Source organism: Pseudomonas aegrilactucae (assembly GCF_019168305.1).
GTDB classification, from domain to species: Bacteria; Pseudomonadota; Gammaproteobacteria; order Pseudomonadales; family Pseudomonadaceae; genus Aquipseudomonas; species Aquipseudomonas aegrilactucae.
In genome coordinates this window covers 79,062-98,685 of sequence record NZ_JAHTBI010000016.1, presented here as the reverse complement: position 1 = coordinate 98,685, position 19,624 = coordinate 79,062, and the positions used below count along the sequence as shown (strand labels likewise).

Below are 19,624 nucleotides of genomic sequence, written 5' to 3'. Positions count from 1 at the left end.
CCGGCCGGGAACCGCGCTGGCTCGCTTCCTGCAAGACCATCACCACAGGCCGGCATCCGCCGGTGACTAGAAAAAGAACAGGTGAACCCTATGCCAAGCGATCATTCCGGCAACACGCCGGCAGGCAACTCCGTTGATTTCGAAAAGGTCGGCTCCGAGTACTTCCAGCAACGCGAACTGAAAAAGGGCGCGGCCGGCTGGGTGCTGCTGGTGGGGCTGGGCGTTGCATACGTGATTTCCGGTGACTACGCCGGCTGGAACTTCGGCCTGGCCCAGGGCGGCTGGGGCGGCATGTTCCTGGCCACATTGCTGATGGCCACGATGTACCTGTGCATGTGCTTCTCGCTGGCCGAACTGTCCTCGATGATCCCCACCGCCGGCGGTGGCTACGGCTTCGCGCGCAGCGCGTTCGGACCCTGGGGCGGGTTTCTGACCGGCACCGCGATCCTCATCGAATACGCCATCGCGCCCGCCGCGATCGCGGTGTTCATCGGCGCCTACTGCGAGTCGCTGTTCGGCATCGGCGGCTGGGTGATCTACCTCGCGTTCTACATCATCTTCATCGGCATCCACATCTTCGGCGTGGGCGAAGCGCTCAAGCTGATGTTCATCATCACCGCGGTGGCCGCCATTGCCCTGGCGGTGTTCCTGATCGCGATGGTGCCGCACTTCGATTCGAACAACCTGTTCGACATCGCCAAGACCGATGCGGTCGGCGCCAGCAGCTTCCTGCCATTCGGCTACGTGGGCGTGTGGGCCGCGATCCCTTATGCAATCTGGTTCTTCCTTGCGGTCGAAGGCGTACCGCTGGCCGCCGAAGAAACCAAGAACCCCAAGCGCGACCTGCCCCGCGGCCTGATCGGCGCAATGCTGGTGCTGCTGGCGTTCGCCCTGCTGATTCTGGTGGTGGGCCCGGGCGGTGCGGGAGCCGAAGCCCTGAAAAGCTCGGGCAACCCGCTGGTCGAAGCGCTGGCCAAGGCCTATGGCGGCTCGACCTGGATGGGCGGTTTCGTCAACCTGGTCGGCCTGGCCGGCCTGATCGCCAGCTTCTTCTCGATCATCTACGCCTATTCGCGGCAGATCTTCGCCTTGTCGCGCGCCGGCTACCTGCCGCGCAAACTCTCGCAGACCAACAAGAGCAAGGCCCCGGTACTGGCGCTGATCATCCCCGGCATCATCGGTTTCGCGCTGTCGCTGACCGGCCAGGGTGACCTGCTGATCCTGGTGGCGGTATTCGGCGCTACGCTGTCTTATGTACTGATGATGGCCGCGCACATCACCCTGCGCATCAAACGCCCCAAAATGGAGCGGCCGTACCGTACCCCGGGCGGTATCTTCACCTCGGGCGTGGCCCTGGTGCTGGCGTGCATCGCAGTGGTTGCAGGTTTTCTGGTCGACCCGCGGGTGGTGGTGGGCGCCGCGATCATCTATGGCGTGCTGATCGCGTACTTTGCGTTCTACAGCCGCCATCACCTGGTGGCCGGCACCCCGGAGGAGGAGTTTGCCGCGATCCAGAAGGCCGAAGAAGCCTTGCATTGACCGCCCCGCGCCGCAGGCCAGGCCTGCGGCGCCCTGGAGATTGCACATGAGCAGTTTTGTACACGCGGTGGGCACCCAGACCTACCGCTTCGACAGCCTCAAAGAGGTGATGGCCAAGGCCAGCCCGGCGCGCTCGGGGGATTTTCTCGCAGGTGTTGCTGCCAGCAACGATGCCGAGCGGGTGGCCGCGCAGATGGCGCTGGCGGATATCCCGCTCGCGCATTTTCTGAGCGAAGCGTTGATCCCCTACGAAGACGATGAAGTCACCCGGCTGATCATCGATACCCACGACAGACAGGCCTTCGCCCCGGTCAGCCACCTGACCGTCGGCGGCTTTCGCGACTGGCTGCTGAGCGAGCAGGCCGACGAGCACAGCCTGCGCGCCCTGGCCCCCGGCCTGACGCCGGAGATGGCCGCGGCAGTGTCGAAGATCATGCGCGTGCAGGACCTGGTGCTGGTGGCGCAGAAGATTCGCGTGGTCACCCGCTTTCGCGGCACCCTGGGCCTGCGCGGGCGCCTGTCGACCCGCCTGCAACCCAACCACCCCACCGACGAGCCGGCCGGTATCGCCGCAAGCATTCTCGACGGCCTGCTGTACGGCAACGGCGACGCGATGATCGGCATCAACCCGGCCACCGACAGCCTCTCGTCGATCTGCGCCCTGCTGGAGATGCTCGACGCAATCATCCAGCGCTACGACATCCCCACCCAGGCCTGCGTGCTTACCCACGTCACCACCTCGATCGAGGCGATCAACCGCGGCGTGCCGCTGGACCTGGTGTTCCAGTCGATTGCCGGCACCGAGGCGGCCAACGCCAGCTTCGGCATCAACCTCAACGTGCTGCAGGAAGGCTACGACGCGGGCCTGAGCCTGAACCGCGGCACCCTGGGGCAGAACCTGATGTACTTCGAGACCGGCCAGGGCAGCGCGCTGTCGGCCAACGCCCACCATGGCGTCGACCAGCAGACCTGCGAAACCCGCGCCTACGCCGTGGCCCGGCACTTCAAGCCGTTCCTGGTCAACACCGTGGTCGGCTTCATCGGCCCGGAGTACCTCTACAACGGCAAGCAGATCATCCGCGCCGGTCTCGAGGACCACTTCTGCGGCAAGCTGCTGGGCGTGCCGATGGGCTGCGACATCTGCTACACCAACCATGCCGAAGCCGACCAGGACGACATGGACACCCTGCTGACCCTGCTCGGGGTGGCCGGGATCAACTTCATCATGGGCATCCCCGGCTCCGACGACATCATGCTCAACTACCAGACCACCTCGTTCCACGACGCGCTGTATGCGCGCCAGACCCTGGGGTTGAAGCCGGCGCCGGAGTTCGAGGGCTGGCTGGCGCGCATGGGCATCTTCACCCAGGCCGATGGCCGGGTGCGTTTCGGCAACGACCTGCCGCCGGCCTTTCGCCAGGCTTTGGCGCAACTGGGATAAGCGAGCCACACCATGGACAAGCAACCGACGCAGTATGACAACAGCGACAATCCCTGGCTCGACCTGCGCCGCCTGACCCCGGCGCGCATCGCCCTGGGGCGCACCGGTACCAGCCTGCCGACCCGTGCGCAACTGGACTTCCAGTCTGCCCATGCACAGGCGCGCGATGCCGTGCACCTGGCCTTCGACCACACCGGCCTGCGCGAGCAACTGCGGGAACGCGGGCGCGACAGCCTGTTGCTGCACAGCGCCGCCAGCGACCGCCACAACTACCTGCAACGCCCGGACCTGGGCCGTCGCCTGCACGAGGATTCGGCGCAGCAACTGCGCGAGCATGCCCAGGCCAACCCGGGCGGCGTGGACCTGGCGATCATCGTCGCCGACGGCCTCTCGGCGCTGGCGGTGCACCGACATGCCGTGCCCTTTCTGAACCGCCTGGAAGAACACATCGGCGCCGAGGGCTGGTCCACCGCGCCGGTACTGCTGGTGGAGCAAGGTCGCGTGGCGGTGGCCGACGAAGTGGGCCAACTGCTGGGCGCGCGCATGAGCGTGATTCTGATCGGCGAGCGCCCTGGGCTGAGTTCACCCGACAGCCTGGGGCTGTACTTCACCTACAACCCGAAGGTGGGCCTCACCGACGCCTACCGCAACTGCATCTCCAACGTACGCCTTGAAGGTCTTAGCTACGGCATGGCCGCCCACCGGCTGCTGTACCTGATGCGCGAAGCCTGCCGCCGCCAGTTGTCAGGGGTCAACCTGAAGGACGAAGCACAGGTGCAGACGCTGGATTCAGACGCAGACACCGCTAAAAGCGGAAACTTCCTACTCAGCAATGACTGAGAAGGGACTACTTTTTAGCGGATTGCGCTTTCCACGCGCTTTAGGCAGCATCTGGGGTGACGGCTGCCCGAGATTCGCCGCCACTCCCATGGACCCCGAGGCCTGCTTATGCGAATCATCAAAGCAACCCTTGAGCATCTGGACATGCTCGCTCCGCTGTTCGTCAAGTACCGTGAATTCTATGGGCAACTGCCCTACCCGGATTCCACCCGCTCGTTCCTGGAAAAACGCCTGGAGCGCGGCGAGTCGATCATCTACCTGGCCTTGCCGGACGATGACGACAGCAAGTTGATGGGTTTCTGCCAGCTGTACCCGAGCTTTTCCTCGCTGTCGCTCAAGCGCGTATGGATCCTCAACGACATCTACGTGGCCGAAGACTCGCGGCGCATGCTGGTTGCCGACCACCTGATGCGCGAAGCCAAACGGCTGGCCAAGGAAACCAATGCCGTGCGCCTGCGGGTGTCGACCAGTGCCGACAACGAGGTGGCCATGCGCACCTACGAATCGATCGGGTTTCGGGAAGACACCGAGTTCAAGAACTACATCCTGCCGATCAATTCCGACTGACGGCCCCTTCGCCGGCAGGTTGGCTCCTGCAAGGCCGTGCGGCCTCGTGCAGGAGCCAGCCTTGCCGGCGAACGCTGCACACCCGCCCTTTCACTCCCCCCGAAATCCGCCGCTACAAACTGCTCCGCCATAATCGCGCCATGCCCGTATAATGCGGCCCTTCAATTTGTGTGAAATTTTACCCCTGCCCCGGGTAACGGCTGCACGCATTCGCACTGTCAGTCCTCGCATGCCCGCAGCCGCGGGTCTTGAACACAAGGTGCCGTACATGGATTTCAACCCGCTGGACCTCATTCTGCATCTCGATACCTACCTCGATTTGCTGGTCAACAATTACGGTCCGTGGATCTACGCCATCCTGTTTCTGGTGATCTTCTGCGAGACGGGCCTGGTGGTGATGCCCTTCCTGCCCGGTGATTCGCTGCTGTTCATCGCCGGCGCCGTGGCGGCCGGTGGCGGCATGGACCCGGTGCTGCTGTGCGGGCTGCTGATGGCCGCCGCGATACTGGGCGACAGCACCAACTATGTGGTGGGCAGGACGGCCGGCGAGCGATTGTTCCGCGATCCCAATTCAAAAATCTTCCGTCGCGACTACCTCAAGCAGACCCACGACTTCTACGAGCGCCATGGCGGCAAGACCGTGACCCTGGCGCGCTTCCTGCCGATCCTGCGTACCTTCGCCCCGTTCGTCGCGGGCCTGGCGAAAATGGTCTACCCGCGCTTTCTGGCGTTCAGCATCGCCGGCACCATCCTGTGGGTATGTGGCCTGGTATCGCTGGGGTATTTCTTCGGCAACGTGCCGTTCATCAAGTCCAACCTGTCGCTGATGATCGTCGCGATCATCGTGCTGTCACTGGTGCCGATGATCATCGGCCTGGTGCGCAGCCGCATGGGGCGCAGCCAGGCCAAGGTGCACTGAGCGTCACCATGTGGAGCCTGAGCGCCTGGCGTCGCCGTCGCACACTCGCCCGCTATCCCATAGAGCCCGAGCTGTGGCAACGGGTGCGCCAGGGGTTGCCGATGCTCGATGGCATCACCGAGGGCGAAGAGCAGTGGCTGCGTGAAGCCTGCATTCTGTTCCTCCAGCAAAAGCACCTCACGGCCCTGCCCGGTGTCGAGCCCGATGCCGAACAACGCCTGCACCTGGCGGCCCAGGCACAACTGCCACTGCTGCACCTGGGCGAGCTGAACTGGTATCAGGGCTTTCACGAAATCGTGCTGTACCCCGACGATTTCGTCAGCCCCCAGCGCCATCGCGACGCCAGCGGCGTGGAGCACGAGTGGGATGGCGAGCACAGCGGCGAGGCCTGGCAGCAGGGCCCGGTTATTCTGGCCTGGCCGGGGGTGCTGGCCAGTGGTGGCTGGGAAGGTTACAACCTGGTGATCCACGAGCTGGCGCACAAGCTCGACATGCTCAACGGCGATGCCAACGGCCTGCCGCCCCTGCACGACAGCATGCGTGTGGCCGACTGGGCGCACGCCATGCAGCAGGCTTTTGACGACCTCAACCGCCAGCTCGACCGCAACCCCGACGCCGACACCGCCATCGACCCGTACGCAGCGGAAAACCCGGCCGAGTTCTTTGCCGTCACCAGCGAATACTTCTTCAGCGCCCCCGACCTGCTGGTGCAGGCCTACCCTGCGGTGTATGCGCAACTGAGCGCGTTTTACCGCCAGGACCCACTGGCGCGCCTGCAACAACTGCAACGTAGCCATCCGCACTATCAGGACGCGACCAATTGACCAGCGCCGGGCATCTGGCCGGGCGTGGCAAGCGTTACGGAATGTGCCTATAATCGCGACCAATTTTTGGCCAAACATGGGGGCAATGCCCAATGAGCTACAGCAAGATTCCGGCTGGCAAAGACCTGCCGAACGACATCTACGTCGCCATCGAGATTCCAGCCAACCACGCGCCGATCAAGTACGAGATCGACAAGGACAGCGATTGCCTGTTCGTGGACCGTTTCATGGCCACCCCGATGTTCTACCCGGCCAACTACGGCTTCATCCCCAACACCCTGGCCGATGATGGTGATCCGCTGGACGTGCTGGTTGTGACCCCGTACCCGGTTGCACCTGGCTCGGTGATCCGCGCCCGCCCGGTCGGCATCCTGCACATGACCGACGACGGCGGCGGCGACGCCAAGGTCATCGCGGTACCGCACGACAAGCTGTCGCAGCTGTACGTCGACGTCAAGGAGTACACCGACCTGCCGGCGCTGCTGCTGGAGCAGATCAAGCACTTCTTCGAGAACTACAAGGACCTGGAGAAAGGCAAGTGGGTCAAGATCGAAGGCTGGGGTGACGCTGAAGCGGCCCGTGCCGAGATCACCAAGTCGGTTGCCGCCTACAAAGGCTAAACACTGCGCTTGAAGAGAAGCCCCGCCATGCGGGGCTTTTTGTTGCCTGAAATAAACGCAGACCCGCACGGCACCCTGCTGGAGCCGGCCTTGCCGGCGAACGCATGACCTCAGCGCACAAGCTCTGAATTTTCCTACAAACCCAACGGAGCAACCTGTAATCCCACCCTCCTCCACGCCGAAACACTTCAACCCAATGTTTATATAAACCCTTCATTTCCCTCACTAAACTCAATCACCATGAATACATCTGGTGATCGTTTGAAAGCGCTCCTGCGCGAATGCAACCTGACTGCGTCCGACTTTGCTGCCCAGCGCGGTGTGACGCCGCAGCATGTGAACAACTGGTTCCAGCGGGGTGTGCCGATGGCCCGCCTGGACGAGCTGGCCGAGTTGCTGTGCGTGCGCTCGCGCTGGCTGCGCACGGGCGAGGGGCCCAAGCACCATAATCCGGTGCCGCGGATCAGCCGAAGCCGTGGTGACGTGGCGCTGCAGGCGCCGGACCACAGCGTATTGGCGGCGCATGGCGAGCAGGATGTGCTGCTGCCGTTCTACCGGGCCCAGCCGTTACCGTTCGCCGCGATCCCTGATCGCCACCTGCGCTTGCCGCGCAGCGCGCTGGATCGACTGGGGGTGGATGCGACGCAGGCCTTCTGCCTGTGCATGCCGGACTACAACATGAATCCGATGCTGCAGTACGGTGCGACCCTGGCGGTCGACCGCAGCCTGACCCGCGTGGTGGATGGCGAGGTGTATGCCCTGCTGCACAATGGTCGCTTGCGCGTGCACACGTTGGGCGAGCGCCCGAATGGTGCGTTGCGCCTGCACAGCCATGACAGTGATGAGTACCCGAGCGAAACCTTTAGCCAGTCACAGCTCAAGAGCCAGCACCTGGAGGTACTGGGCTGGGTATTCTGGTGGGCACATTTACGCGATGACCGCCCGCGTTGAGCCGTCGCCGGGCATTTTTTGCTGGGCATTGCGAGCCATTCCCAGTATGCTACGCGGCACATTTAGCCCGGGTTGCAGCAGCATCCTGTGGGCGTGGCGAGGCACCACACGGCCTCAGCCACTCCCGGCCCCAGCGCCGGACAACGATTTGAAGGCGGTTGCGGCTTACCAAAAGTCAGCCAAGACTGTCCCCGAGAAGCCGGCCACAAGCCGGCTTTTTAATGCCTGCAACCTTTGATTTACGGGGCTCCCGCCTGGTCCACCGTCGCCACCCCATGCATTGCCCCAAACGTTGGCAACAGCGTGCACCGCCGTCTGTTTGAGTTGCCGCTGCTGGGGGGCTGGGCGAAGCGAGGTCACGATCAATACCCGCGCCGCGACACGCTCGGGAATCAGCACGAGCAGCAACAGGTGTTCATGCGTCATGTTCAGCCCCTGGTGAAGGTTGAGGCGCTGGGCTGCCAATGTTGCACGCATCCACGTAACGCCCCTCGCTCGGACTCATCGAAACGTTACGATCGGCCTGCTTCAAAAACGCTCCAGCCCCAACCTCTGCAGCCCCCACTCACCGATGCGTCTGCGGCGCCAACTTGAACGCGGCCTGCGCCCTGGCATCGGTGAAAATGCTGTAACGCGTCGTGCGCGAAACCTTCCTGCCGATAAAACGCTCGAAAACCGGCTCAAACACCGCGCGGTTCAGGTCAGGCTGCTCACTGGCCAGATAGCTCGCGCAGTACTCCCGGTAATCGTCCAGCGCCACGTAGCGCTGGATCCAGTAGTGATAGAAATACCCCATCAGAAAGCCCAGGCTGAAGTCGCGATCAATCACCGAATGCGCACAGCACTCGAAATCAATCAGGCGCAGGCGCCCATCGGGCGCAATCAGGATATTTTTCGGATGAGGGTCCATATGCACAAAACCATCGTCCAGCATCTGCGCGAACAGTTGAAATACCTGAGGCAGCAGCGCCCGTGCGTCTGACGGCTGGGCACTCAATCGCTCATCGACACTGCAGTGCTCATCGAAGAAGCCCACCAGCAGATACTCCTGCGTCAAAAACGGAAAGCGCGACCGATGACCGAATGCAGCCACACGCGGCACCGCTGCAGACTTGGCCGAGACATGCGCAAGGTTGATGAACTCGTTCGTGAGGTCATGCAGGCCAAAGGTCCGTTTAATGCCCAGGTAGTTCTGCAGCTGCTTCTTCCAGTGCAACAGTCGATTGTGCTTGAGCACCCACTTGCGCTCGCCCTCAAGCAAGAACACCCCTCGGGTCTGCTCCGGCACGTCCAGAGGTTTGTGAGTTTCAGGTGCAAGCATGAAGCGCTGCACCAGGGTAGCCAGTTCATCCTGATACTGCGGATCGAAGTGAAACGTCACGCCCTCGATGCACTGCGTGGAAAGGGGGCTGATCAAGTTTCTGAGGTGACGCATCACTGCTCCTGCGACAGGTCTCCCTGCCTTTGATTATTCGGCGGCACGGCATTGGAAACGCTCCGGCAACCGGCACTCATTCAAAAGGGCTACTCGCACAGCCCCCTGCGGCGCATGTCCTCAGCCATGGCTTGCGCTTGCGCTGCCGGCAGTTGCGCGAACGCGTTGCCCATGCGCTCGCACGCAGGAACGGACGGTGCCTTCGCCACGCTCAGGTCGATGTAACCATTGACCAACACCGCCACCACTGCGATGAAAAACGTCAACGCCAGGGGGATTCGCAGACGCGAAAGGTCAAACCTGCGACGAGGCGCTCGCCAGCGGCGCTCTGGATCAAAAGGTTGATCCAGTGCAACCTCGCTGCCAAACGCAATCAGGCAGCTGGACAACCGAGCGTCGCCATAGCGCTGTTCAGCCTTGAGCCAAAGGCTCGCAGGAACCATGAGCAACGGCCATGCATCGCCAACGCCGCCATCGTAGAACACGCGAAACACATAGCGGCCCGCCATGAGGTCCTGCAACGTCTGCATGTCGGTGCTGAATGTCTCGTAATGAAGGCCTGGACAATGAAAAACGACTTCACGCCCGTCGAAGCGAACGATTGCCGTTTCATAATCGTCGTCGAATTCGACCTGCAGGATGTCGGGGCCCAGTCGTTCAACCAGGCTCTCCAACAGCGAGAAAATACCCTCCCGGCCCTCCACAAGCAGCTGGAACACGGCCTGGAAGACGCTCAGATAATCGTCGTCAACGCCATAACCGCTGAGCTCGCTCGGGTAGCTGGCCAGCAGCTCGGCGTGAGCCGTACGCACCCTGGCACTGCGAGGATGTTCGAACAGTGCGCACAACTGCTCCCAGCTCGGGCTGCTCATGCCTGACACTCGGCGCGCACCTGCATCAGGACAAACCCCAACAGATTCAGGCCCCGCCACCGATCCGGCCTGCTCGCCCTTTCGTCATCCTGCGCCAAGCCGATCCCCCACACCCGGTCCACCGGGCTGGCCTCGACAATCACCCGCTCCCCCGTCGCCCGCAAGAACGCCCCCAGCTCGGCATTCTGCGCAAACTTGGCCTGGTTCGCCCTCATCACGATCGCAAACCGCTCCTGCGCCCAGCGCGCCTCATCAAACCCACGCACCTGGCGGCCCAGCGCCTTGGCCGCATTAGGGGCACGCGCCTCAATGATCCGCGCCCGCATCGGCGCGTCGCCAAACAGCGCCGCCTTCTCGGCCATCATGTAATGCTCGGCCGACACGTACCGGTGCCCGTCCACGTCGAACGGCGCCGTGTACCACTGGCTGAAACAGGCGGCCGTCAGCCCCTTCTTGCTGACCTGATGCCCCCAGAAAAATACGTACTTGAATTTTTCGCCCGCCTTGTAGCGGCGCACCAGGTCTTCAACAAACTGTGAGTCGTTCACACACGCGTCCTCTTCAAACCGACATAGCACTGCCGGCCCGTTTCACAAACCCCGAATACTACCGTGTAGATCAACATCTCGTCCGACATCTCTACACACAATTCGCACACTGGATACAGGAACGACCTGTAATACCTGTCGCGCTTTACCGGCCAAGGCTGAACCCAATGTTTGTGTAAATCCCGCCTGGGCCTGCCTAAACTCCCTCGCCACAACCGGCGCGGCAGTACGCTGCGCGCGATCGTCGCCGGGAGCGGGTCGACGCACCTGCAGCTACGCCCGGCCACCGAAAAATATCGCAGACGGTAGCACCCTCCAATGTTCAAACGACGCCAAAAAACTCTTCTGGCCCAGCTATCCACCCTGGGTGTATCTCTGGCCGACGCTCAGGCCAAGCTCGCCGCCATCAATCATTGCATGGCCATGATCGAGTTTGACCAGCACGGCATAATCCTCGACGCCAACCCGCACTTGTGCAGCGCGTTCGGCTACTCCCTCGAACAACTGCGGGGCCAGCATCACCGCCTGCTGTGCCCGCCAGACCATGCCCACAGCGAAGGCTACCGGCAGTTCTGGATCGACCTCGGCCGCGGCATCCCCAACAGCGGCACCTTCCTGCGTATCGCCAGCAACGGGCACGAGGTCTGGCTACAGGCCAGCTATGTGCCGGTCATCGACCCGGACACGCAGGTACGCCGCGTCATCACGATCGCCACCGACATCACCGCGCGCGTGAACAAGGAGCACGCGATCGAAGGCCTGGTGAATGCCCTGAGCCGCTCCATGGCGGTGATCGAGTTCTCCCTGGACGGCACGGTGATCACCGCCAACGAGAATTTCCTCAACACCCTGCACTACTCCCTCAGCGACATAGTCGGTCAGCATCACAGCCTGTTCTGCCTGCCCAGCGAAACCCGGTCGGCGGCCTACAAGGCATTCTGGGCCTCGCTCAACCGGGGCGAATACCATTCACGCCGCTTCGAGCGGGTTGATCGGCACGGCCGCCTGGTCTACCTCGAAGCCTCGTACAACCCGATCTTCGATGCCCATGGCCGCCTGTGCAAAGTGGTCAAGTTCGCCAGCGATATCAGCGCCCAGGTGAGCGCCATGCGCAGCGCCGCCGAGTCGGCGCATGCCACCTCGGTGCAGAACGACGCCTGTGCCCGGGAAGGTTCGCAGGTCGTGCAGCAGGCCGTGCAGATCATCGAGACCATCTCCACCGACCTGAACGAGGCGGCGCTCAACCTCAATGCCGTCAGTGAACAGTCGGATGTGATTGCCGCCATCGTGCAGACCATTCGCGCCATCGCCGACCAGACCAACCTGCTGGCCCTCAACGCCGCCATCGAAGCCGCGCGAGCCGGCGAGCAGGGTCGCGGCTTCGCCGTGGTGGCCGACGAAGTGCGCAGTCTGGCGGCACGCACCAGCCAGGCCACCCTGCAGATCACCGACGTGGTGAGCACAAACCAGGCCCTGGCCCAGGGCGCCGTCACCAGCATGCAGTCCAGCCTGAGCCGTACCCAACACGGCGTGGCACTGGCCACCCAGGCCGGGGAGATGATCGTGGAAATCCAGCAGGGCTCGCAGCACATGATCGAGGCCATCGGCCAGTTCAACGCGACCCTGCAGTTGAACTAGGCGCTGTCCCGGGCAGGCTCATGCAGTGTCACACGATTGCGCCCGGCATGCTTGGACGCATACAGGGCCTGGTCGGCCCAGGCGATCAGCTCGACGTGCGTGCTCGGAGGCTGGCTCATGTCGGCCACTCCCAGGCTGAGGGTGAAACGGATACGCTGCCCTTCATGCACCACGTCCAGGTCCTCGGCCGCCTGGCGCAAGCGCTCGGCAAATACCCGCGCGCCCGCCCTGTCGGTGTCCGGCAGCACCACGCCGAACTCTTCACCGCCGTAACGCCCGGCCACATCACTGTCGCGCACCTGCTCGCGCACCAGCCTGGCGACCTGCCTGATGACCTCGTCACCCGCCTGGTGGCCATAGTTATCGTTGACCCGTTTGAAGTGGTCGATGTCGAGCATCACCAGGCTGGTGGGGTTGCCGTAACGCAGGGTGCGTGCGTGCGCCATCTGCAGGCTGTGCTCCCAGTGCCCGCGGTTGTACAGCCCGGTCAGGCCATCGGTACTGGAGAGCAACTGCAACTGCGCATTGGCCGCCTGCAACTGATGCCGGTTGGTGGCAACGTCGGTCACGTCATAGATCACCAGGCAAACCTGGCGAATCTCGCTGTCGGTCGAGCGCAGTGCCAGCAAGGTGGTGTTCTGGTACATGAAGTCGGCCTGACCGGTGATCGGCTGGTAGTTCTTGAACCGCACCAGGTAAGGCCGTTGCTCCCAGATGGTGAACGCCGGCGTGCCGAGCGTCGCGACGCTGTCCACCTTGTGGCTGAACCACTCGCGGTCTATCTCAGGAAACAGGCTGAAAAAACACTGGTTGCAGGCGTCACGGGGCTGCACCCCGGAGCGGTTTTCCATGAAGGTATTCCACACCTGCACGCGGTAGTCGCGATCAAGCACCACCACACCCACGTCGATGCTCTGCACGATGCTCAACAGCCAGTGAAATTCCTTCAGGTCGGTCGGGTCGCGCATGGCTCAGTTCATCAGGTAGACGAGTTTATGGGTCAAGCGCTCGATCGAGTCTTCAGTGAACAACAGCAGCAGATCGAAACGAATGTCGTGCCCTTCCAGGCTGTAGCTGATCTCCACCGCCAGGGTCTTCTTCCAGCGCTGCGCATTCACCTTGATCAGCTCGTCGATGGTGCCGTGCTGGCCGAGGATCTGCGGATGGCCCTGGGAAAACACCACGTCGATCTGGTTGGCGATGCTGCTCAGGCAGGCGCCGATCAGCACACTGGAGAAGTCCAGCAGCATCTCCATGTCCGAGTACTCGATGCTCTGGTGGCGTATCAGTTTCGCCATGTCGGCGATTTCCGAGTCGTGGAACATCAGCAGGGCTTCGCCCGAGATACCGCTGCCGATAAAACCCTGGCAAATGGCCGTAAGGCGCTGGCTATGGCTGGCGTCAGTCAGAGCCATGTGCAGTTCACCGACCTCGAACAGGTTCACGCTGGGCACCGGCAATTGCACGAATACACCCAGCACCTTGGCGATCAGGGCTGCCGCCTGGCCAATGGCAACGTTGACCGTTTCACTGAACACCTCGCGAAAATCGATGGCCGCGCTCGCCGTCGCCGAGCGCGGCTGCGGCGCCACGTCGGGGCCATCGAACAACCCGACCTGGCGCAACACCTGGCGCAGTTCAACCCGATCGAACGGCTTCTTCAGAAACGCCAGTGCGCCCAGCGCGCGAACCCGGCGCAGCGCCTCGTCCTGCACATCCCCCGAGATCACGATGACCTGTGCATCCAGCCCTTCGTCACGCAGCGCACCCAGCACCTGATAGCCGTCCATCAGCGGCATGGTCAGGTCGAGCAGCACCACCTGACCAAGCCCCTGGCGTATCGCCTGCATCGCCTGGAGACCATCACCGGCCTCGGTGACAGACACCTGCCAGCCATCGGGCAGCGCGCGCAGCACCTGCTTGCGCGCCACCATGGAGTCATCACAGACCAGCAAGGACATCGTTGACACGGATCGGCGCTCGCCCTGTTGAATACCACCATAAAAAGTAATGGCATCATGACATGCTGCCAGCGCAATAACCAAGCAATCCTGGGATTGAGCGGTGCACGCGCGCCGGTGCCGGCTTCACCGGCTCACAGCGCCTGCGCCTTGGGCCAGCCCTTCGCGCAGCATCTGCACGAACGCCTCGCGCGCAGGATGGCGCCCTGCCCCCTCGTGCCAATAGAACAGGTTGCTGATGGCCGTCAGCTCGGCAAACTCATGCCCGACCCAGCCGGCCCCGTGGCGGTACTGCTCGTAGATGCCACGCGGCACCAGTGCCACCCCGGTGCCGGCGCTCACGCAACTGACGATCGCACCATAGCTGGCGATACTGACGATCGGCAGCTTCTGCCCCTGCTCCTGCAGCCAGTGCTCCAGCGTCGCCCGGTACGGGCAGCCCTCGGGCCACATGAACAGCGCCTTGCCCACCAGGTCCTCGGCACTGCGCAGCGGCCCGAGCGAAGGCGCACCGATCAGCACCAGGTCCTCCTTGTACATCAGGGTACGCACCAACTGCGGGCGCTCCACATCAACGGCGACGATCGCCCCGTCGAGCCGATGATGGCGCACATCATCGAGCATCTGCGACCAGGTGCCGGTGGTCAGCTCCAGGGTTACCTGGGGAAAGCGCGCGTGGTACTGCGCCAGAAACCGAGGCAGGCGACCGCTCGCCGACGACTCGATCGCACCGATGCGCAAGCGCCCGCTGGGGGCTGACGCCGGATTGAGCGCCTGCCTGGACGCCTCGGCCAGGGCCAGCATCTGCGTGGCATAGGGCAGGAAGGTTTCGCCGGCGGCACTGATCATCAGCCCGCGCCCCTGGCGATGGAACAGCGGCACGCCCAGCTCGGCCTCCAACGCCTTGATCCGCGCGGTGATATTCGACGGCACGTAGTGCAGCACCTCGGCGGCGCGGGCAATGCTGCCGGTGTCGCAGACGGTCTTGAACATGCGGATCTGCATCAGCTCCATACATCACCCAAAGTGAACGATAGCTTCAGTATAAGTCGATTGTGGTGAGCAGTAGCGCTTCGGATACTGAGCGCACCCCCCTTTGGAATCAGTGCAATGACCCGCCCGACTTCATTCAGGATCGCCTGTGCAATCGGCTTCGTGCTGCTGTGCTGGGCGTACTCGCCCACGGGTATCCGGCTGGGCCTGCAGGGCTACACGCCCACCCAGCTGGCGCTGGCGCGGTTTGTCGTGGCATCGGTGTTCCTGCTGGTGATTGCGCTGATACGACGCATCGCCCTGCCGCGCCTCAGGGACATACCGATGCTGCTGTTGCTCGGCCTGTTCGCAGTCAGCCTGCACCACATCGCGATCAACTACGGCCAGCGCGGCGTGAGTGCCGGGGCCTCCAGCGTGCTGGCCCAGTCGACCCCGCTGTTCAGCCTGCTGATCGCGCATTTCGTGCTCAAGCAACGGGCCAGCACCTGGCACTGGGGCTGCCTGCTACTGGGCATGACGGGATCGGCGATCGTGGTGGCGGGCGACCGCGGCGTTGGTCACATCGATGCCCGCGGCCTGCTGGTGCTGCTGGCGGCGCTGTCGTGGAGCATCTACTTCACCCTGCAGAAACATCACGGCCATCGCTACGACCCGCTGACCATGACCTGCTACACGGTGTGGTCGGGCACGGCCTTGCTGCTGGTGTACCTGCCGGGGCTGGCCGATGCGGTGCACCAGGCCCCCGTGCAGGCCAACGTCGCGGTGCTGGTCCTCGGGGTGTTCCCCAGCGCCCTGGCGTACCTGGCCTGGGCCTGGGTACTGCGCCATTGCGAGGTCACCCGGGTGAGCATGGCGCAGTACCTGATTCCGGCATTCGCCATGCTGATCGCGGCCGTGATGCTCGGCGAACAGCCATCACCGTGGGTGATTGTCGGCGCGCTGGTGGTCACCCTCAGCGTACTGGCGCTGACTCGGGAGCCGCCTCGTCCGGGGTTGCTGCCGGCTCGCCAAACTTCACCTTGAAGTAGTCGAGCAGGGTCTTGCCGCTGCGCAGCGCCTTGCTCACTTCTTCGCTCTGTGCCAGCAGCTCTGGGCTGGGCCTGGCATGCTGCTCGAGCGGCAAGGGCCTGGACCACGCCTTGACCTCGCGGGGTATGCCGGCCTTGGGTCGGTTGTTGGCCCATTGCGAGATGTGGCACGGCAGGGTCCAGCCACCAAAGGCCTGCACGGCCAGGAACCCCAGCCAGTGCTGCCACCACGGGAAGGTGTCGCGGTAGCCTACGCGGGCCATGTGGAAGAACGCCACGGTGCCTTCCTCGAACTGCTCCTCAGGGGGCACAGGCAGGCTTGCCGGGCCCTCTTCCATGTACACCCGGATCGCCTCCCACTCGGCAACCGCCAGGCCCAGCTGGCCGCACGGCACGTTGATCCACAGCAGGTTGCCGGTGTCGGCTTCGCGCAGGCAGAACATCAGGTTGAAGGCGGGCAGCACCGCGTACTCGGTAACGGTGCGTCCCGCACTGACACAGGCGATCACCGACTCCCACGGCACGAAGATCGGTGCCGCGCCACGGGTGGGCACGAACGCCACCTCGCGGCGCTCGCGGTTGAAGCGTATCGGTGGGTAGATCGACACCTCGCGCACCAACCGCCAGAACATCACCGCATACAGCAACGCCAGGCAGCCAATGAAGCTCCACATGAACCAGTTGCCCATGAAGTCGGTGAAGGTTCCCCAGAACGGGTACACATGGCGGCGCGCCCACGCGCCGAGCAAGGCGGCGAGCATGAAGGTGGTGATCACGCCCATCACTGCGGCGATGCCGCAGCGCGCCATGAACTCGAAATTGCCCTGGCCGACGGCGAAGTCCAGGTACACCGCGTTGGCTTCGCGGTGCAGGTTGCGGCTGCTGAAGGCCGGCACGCCGGTGGGGATCGGCAGAGGCGAGAGGTAGAGGATCTCGGTGCCGCCTTCGCGCTCGAAGTCGCCTGCATGGGGCAGGCGCTCGTACTTGCTGTCGGCCATGGGCTACTCCTCGTCCAGTGTCAGTGGGCGGGCCATGTTTTTTATCCATCCCCACAGGATGTAGGCAATCGGCCAGACGCAGACCCCAGCGAGCAGCAGCAGGCCAACCGCATTGTTGCGCAGTGTGCGCGGGTTGCATTCGAGCGGGCCGCTGTTGCCCTTGCCCATGCGTACGCAGCCATATTCCGGGTAGGCCATGGCGTAGGCGCCCCACACCAACAACCCGGCCATCAGGCCAAACAGCAGCATGCCGCCGATGTCCGCGCCGACATCCCCCAGGCGCTCCCAACGCTGCGCCAAACGCAGGTTCAACATGCTGCAACCTCCCTGTTCATACCGGCTCCTAGGAAAAACGGTGCACAGTATCACGCAAGTAGGCGTCCAGCAGGTGGACATCGCCCCTGGGGCGCGGCAACGCCGGGGCATTGGCCGCACGCGCAAGCTCACCCTCGATGAAGGCATGCAGCAGCATCCGACGCGGTCCGTAGTCGGCTTCGCAGGCATCGCGCTTGAGGCGCAGCAGCTCATCGAGTTCGGCCAGCAGCAGCGGGTCGTCCAGCGTTGCGTCCACCAGCGTGGCGAACGCTGTCGGTGGCATGCCGCGCCCCTGCTCGATCCAGCGTACCGCCAGCAAGGGGCGCAGCACGTAGAGGTACTTCTTGAAACGCACCTCTTCGCCCTGCAGGTAGCCACGAAAGTTCTTCCTGGCCATCGACAGGTAATGATGGAACGCGGCCTGTGGCGAATGGAACTGCCTGGCCAACCCACGCAAGTCTGCGAGCACACCGGGCTCGGCACGGTACACCAGCGGCGAGTCGAGCCATTCGAGCAGCGTCGGGTTGGCATTGCGCAGCAGGCGCAGGGTCTTGCGCAGCTCCCAGCCACTGATGTCCAGCTCATCGGTCAGCGGGCGCTCGATCACGTCGCGCGGCTCGTCGATGCGCAGGTACCAGTCCTGGTGCTGTACGTAGATGAAGCGCACGTCGAAGTCGCTGTCGGTGGAGGCAAAGCCCCAGGCGCGGCTGCCGGATTCGCAGGCATACAGTACGCTGACATCGTGTTCGCGCTCGATGCGTTGCAGTTCATCAAGCACCCACTCGCGCATGGCGGTGGGCAGGGGGTGACGGTCTTCCATGTCCATGTTCGACTCCTCGTTTCATCTACAGACCGCGTCGCTTGACCCGCGAAGAGTCCTCAGCCTTTTACACACACCACCTGGCGCAACGTGTGCACCACTTCAACCAGCTCGCGCTGCGCCGCCATCACCGCATCGATGTCCTTGTAGGCCATCGGGATCTCGTCGATCACATCCTTGTCCTTGCGGCATTCCACATGCGCGGTGGCACGTGCCTGGTCCTCGACGGTGAAGGCCTGCCTGGCCCGCGCACGGCTCATGATCCGCCCGGCGCCATGGCTGCACGAGCAGAACGACTCTTCGTTGCCCAGCCCGCGCACGATGAAGCTCTTGGCCCCCATCGATCCCGGAATGATCCCCAACTGGCCCTTCTGCGCCGACACCGCGCCTTTGCGCGTCACCAGGATCTCCTGGCCGAAGTGCTGCTCTTTCTGCACATAGTTGTGGTGGCAGTTGATCGCTTCCAGGCTGGCATCGAACGGTTTGCCAATGACCTGGCGCGCCGCCTCGATCACCGCGTGCATCATCAGCGCACGGTTGTGCCTGGCAAAATCCTGGGCCCATCCCACCGCCTCGACGTAGTCGTCGAAATGCCGGCTGCCTTCCTCGAAATACGCCAGTTCCCTGTCGGGCAAGTTGGCGATGTGCTGGCGCATATCCGCCTTGGCCAGTTCGATGAACAGGTTGCCAATGGCATTGCCCACCCCGCGCGAGCCGCTGTGCAGCATGAACCACACGCGGTCGGCCTCATCCAGGCACACCTCGATGAAATGGTTGCCCCCGCCCAGCGTACCGAGGTGCTGGCGATTGTTGGTCTTCTCCAGTTGCGGGTACTTGTCGGTGATCGCCTTGAAGCGGCCAGCCAACGCGCTCCAGGCCTGGTCGGCCACGGTCGGCACGTGATTCCACGCGCCCTGGTCACGGCGCCCGAAGGTCTTGCCGTGCGGTACCGCTTTCTCGATCGCGCTGCGCAGCCCAAACAGGTTGTCGGGCAGGTCGACCGCCCTGAGCGAGGTGCACGCCGCCATCATGCCGCAGCCGATATCCACGCCCACTGCCGCCGGCACGATGGCGCCCAGGGTCGGGATCACGCTGCCGATGGTAGAGCCCTTGCCCAGGTGCACGTCCGGCATCACGGCCAGGTGTTTGAAGATGAACGGCAGGCGTGCGGTGTTCATCAGTTGCTGGCGGGCGCCCTCGTCCACCGGCACGCCCTGGGTCCAGAGCTTGATCGGTTTGCCGTTGGCCACTTCGAGGATGTTCATGTCGTTGCTCTCTGTTTTTCTGTTGCCCGCCAGGCCCGAAGGCCCGGCAG

Annotated in this window: 21 protein-coding genes and 1 pseudogene; 11 read left to right on the top strand and 11 right to left on the bottom strand. The window is 63.5% G+C overall.

Annotated elements, in window-relative coordinates:
* Positions 1 to 90 precede the first annotated feature (90 nt).
* The 8 genes from eat to KUO17_RS06470 all read left to right on the top strand — a co-directional run bounded on the left by eat (position 91) and on the right by KUO17_RS06470 (position 7,701).
* A complete protein-coding gene (gene eat, locus KUO17_RS06505; protein WP_217974386.1) occupies positions 91 to 1,539 on the top strand; it encodes an ethanolamine permease in 1,449 nt (482 codons plus the stop codon).
* Between the two features lie 46 nt (positions 1,540 to 1,585).
* The gene (locus KUO17_RS06500; protein WP_217974384.1) at positions 1,586 to 2,980 is read left to right on the top strand and encodes an ethanolamine ammonia-lyase subunit EutB; all 1,395 of its coding nucleotides are present in this window, start codon (positions 1,586 to 1,588) and stop codon (positions 2,978 to 2,980) included.
* Positions 2,981 to 2,992: 12 nt separating this feature from the next.
* The gene (eutC, locus tag KUO17_RS06495) at positions 2,993 to 3,820 is read left to right on the top strand and encodes an ethanolamine ammonia-lyase subunit EutC (RefSeq protein WP_217974382.1); all 828 of its coding nucleotides are present in this window, start codon (positions 2,993 to 2,995) and stop codon (positions 3,818 to 3,820) included.
* A 108-nt stretch (positions 3,821 to 3,928) separates the two neighbouring features.
* The gene (locus KUO17_RS06490) at positions 3,929 to 4,387 is read left to right on the top strand and encodes a GNAT family N-acetyltransferase (protein WP_217974380.1); all 459 of its coding nucleotides are present in this window, start codon (positions 3,929 to 3,931) and stop codon (positions 4,385 to 4,387) included.
* Between the two features lie 268 nt (positions 4,388 to 4,655).
* Entirely contained in the window at positions 4,656 to 5,306 is a 651-nt protein-coding gene (locus tag KUO17_RS06485) for a DedA family protein (RefSeq protein ID WP_217974378.1), read from the top strand.
* 8 nt (positions 5,307 to 5,314) lie between these two features.
* Complete coding sequence (locus KUO17_RS06480) at positions 5,315 to 6,130, top strand: M90 family metallopeptidase (protein ID WP_217974376.1); 816 nt, start codon at positions 5,315 to 5,317, stop codon at positions 6,128 to 6,130.
* Between the two features lie 92 nt (positions 6,131 to 6,222).
* On the top strand, positions 6,223 to 6,750 hold the full coding sequence (gene ppa / locus KUO17_RS06475; protein WP_163942685.1) for an inorganic diphosphatase: 528 nt from the start codon (positions 6,223 to 6,225) through the stop codon (positions 6,748 to 6,750).
* Between the two features lie 240 nt (positions 6,751 to 6,990).
* Positions 6,991 to 7,701, top strand: coding sequence for a LexA family transcriptional regulator (locus tag KUO17_RS06470; RefSeq protein WP_217974375.1), 711 nt, complete (start codon positions 6,991 to 6,993; stop codon positions 7,699 to 7,701).
* A gap of 165 nt (positions 7,702 to 7,866) precedes the next feature.
* Here the strand turns inward: KUO17_RS06470 and KUO17_RS06465 are convergent, their stop codons facing one another.
* The 4 genes from KUO17_RS06465 to KUO17_RS06450 form a co-directional block, all read right to left on the bottom strand.
* Entirely contained in the window at positions 7,867 to 8,178 is a 312-nt protein-coding gene (locus KUO17_RS06465; protein ID WP_217974373.1) for a hypothetical protein, read from the bottom strand.
* An 88-nt stretch (positions 8,179 to 8,266) separates the two neighbouring features.
* Complete coding sequence (locus KUO17_RS06460; protein WP_217974371.1) at positions 8,267 to 9,136, bottom strand: lipopolysaccharide kinase InaA family protein; 870 nt, start codon at positions 9,134 to 9,136, stop codon at positions 8,267 to 8,269.
* Between the two features lie 89 nt (positions 9,137 to 9,225).
* Complete coding sequence (locus KUO17_RS06455; RefSeq protein WP_217974369.1) at positions 9,226 to 10,008, bottom strand: hypothetical protein; 783 nt, start codon at positions 10,006 to 10,008, stop codon at positions 9,226 to 9,228.
* Positions 10,005 to 10,556 carry an NADAR family protein gene (locus KUO17_RS06450; protein WP_217974368.1) on the bottom strand — a complete coding sequence of 184 codons (552 nt, stop codon included), beginning with the start codon at positions 10,554 to 10,556 and terminating at the stop codon, positions 10,005 to 10,007. The genes KUO17_RS06455 and KUO17_RS06450 overlap by 4 nt, the downstream gene beginning before the upstream one ends.
* Before the next feature lie 318 nt (positions 10,557 to 10,874).
* Between KUO17_RS06450 and KUO17_RS27085 the strand changes: the two are divergent.
* Both KUO17_RS27085 and KUO17_RS27080 read left to right on the top strand, forming a co-directional pair.
* A pseudogene (locus tag KUO17_RS27085) lies at positions 10,875 to 11,648 on the top strand (PAS domain-containing protein); the annotation flags it as partial.
* A 15-nt stretch (positions 11,649 to 11,663) separates the two neighbouring features.
* Positions 11,664 to 12,194 carry a methyl-accepting chemotaxis protein gene (locus tag KUO17_RS27080; RefSeq protein ID WP_425274832.1) on the top strand — a complete coding sequence of 177 codons (531 nt, stop codon included), beginning with the start codon at positions 11,664 to 11,666 and terminating at the stop codon, positions 12,192 to 12,194.
* On the opposite strand, the gene KUO17_RS06440 is transcribed toward KUO17_RS27080, so the two are convergent.
* The 3 genes from KUO17_RS06440 to KUO17_RS06430 form a co-directional block, all read right to left on the bottom strand.
* On the bottom strand, positions 12,191 to 13,162 hold the full coding sequence (locus KUO17_RS06440; RefSeq protein WP_217974364.1) for a GGDEF domain-containing protein: 972 nt from the start codon (positions 13,160 to 13,162) through the stop codon (positions 12,191 to 12,193). The genes KUO17_RS27080 and KUO17_RS06440 overlap by 4 nt on opposite strands.
* A 3-nt stretch (positions 13,163 to 13,165) precedes the next feature.
* Entirely contained in the window at positions 13,166 to 14,155 is a 990-nt protein-coding gene (locus KUO17_RS06435) for a response regulator (RefSeq protein WP_217974362.1), read from the bottom strand.
* Positions 14,156 to 14,281: 126 nt separating this feature from the next.
* Entirely contained in the window at positions 14,282 to 15,169 is an 888-nt protein-coding gene (locus KUO17_RS06430; RefSeq protein ID WP_217974360.1) for a LysR family transcriptional regulator, read from the bottom strand.
* Positions 15,170 to 15,265: 96 nt separating this feature from the next.
* On the opposite strand from KUO17_RS06430, the gene KUO17_RS06425 reads away from it, so the two are divergent.
* Positions 15,266 to 16,171, top strand: a complete 906-nt coding sequence (locus tag KUO17_RS06425; RefSeq protein ID WP_217974359.1) for a DMT family transporter — start codon at positions 15,266 to 15,268, stop codon at positions 16,169 to 16,171.
* Here KUO17_RS06425 and KUO17_RS26555 read toward each other — a convergent pair.
* Genes KUO17_RS26555 through KUO17_RS06405 form a run of 4 tightly spaced genes read right to left on the bottom strand, consistent with a single transcriptional unit; the run spans position 16,101 to position 19,574 of the window.
* Positions 16,101 to 17,174 carry a hypothetical protein gene (locus KUO17_RS26555; protein ID WP_255263439.1) on the bottom strand — a complete coding sequence of 358 codons (1,074 nt, stop codon included), beginning with the start codon at positions 17,172 to 17,174 and terminating at the stop codon, positions 16,101 to 16,103. The genes KUO17_RS06425 and KUO17_RS26555 overlap by 71 nt on opposite strands.
* 3 nt (positions 17,175 to 17,177) lie before the next feature.
* The gene (locus KUO17_RS06415) at positions 17,178 to 17,489 is read right to left on the bottom strand and encodes a hypothetical protein (RefSeq protein ID WP_217974357.1); all 312 of its coding nucleotides are present in this window, start codon (positions 17,487 to 17,489) and stop codon (positions 17,178 to 17,180) included.
* A gap of 28 nt (positions 17,490 to 17,517) precedes the next feature.
* On the bottom strand, positions 17,518 to 18,315 hold the full coding sequence (locus KUO17_RS06410) for a nucleotidyltransferase domain-containing protein (RefSeq protein WP_217974355.1): 798 nt from the start codon (positions 18,313 to 18,315) through the stop codon (positions 17,518 to 17,520).
* A gap of 53 nt (positions 18,316 to 18,368) precedes the next feature.
* A complete protein-coding gene (locus tag KUO17_RS06405; protein ID WP_217974353.1) occupies positions 18,369 to 19,574 on the bottom strand; it encodes an RtcB family protein in 1,206 nt (401 codons plus the stop codon).
* Positions 19,575 to 19,624: the final 50 nt, after the last annotated feature.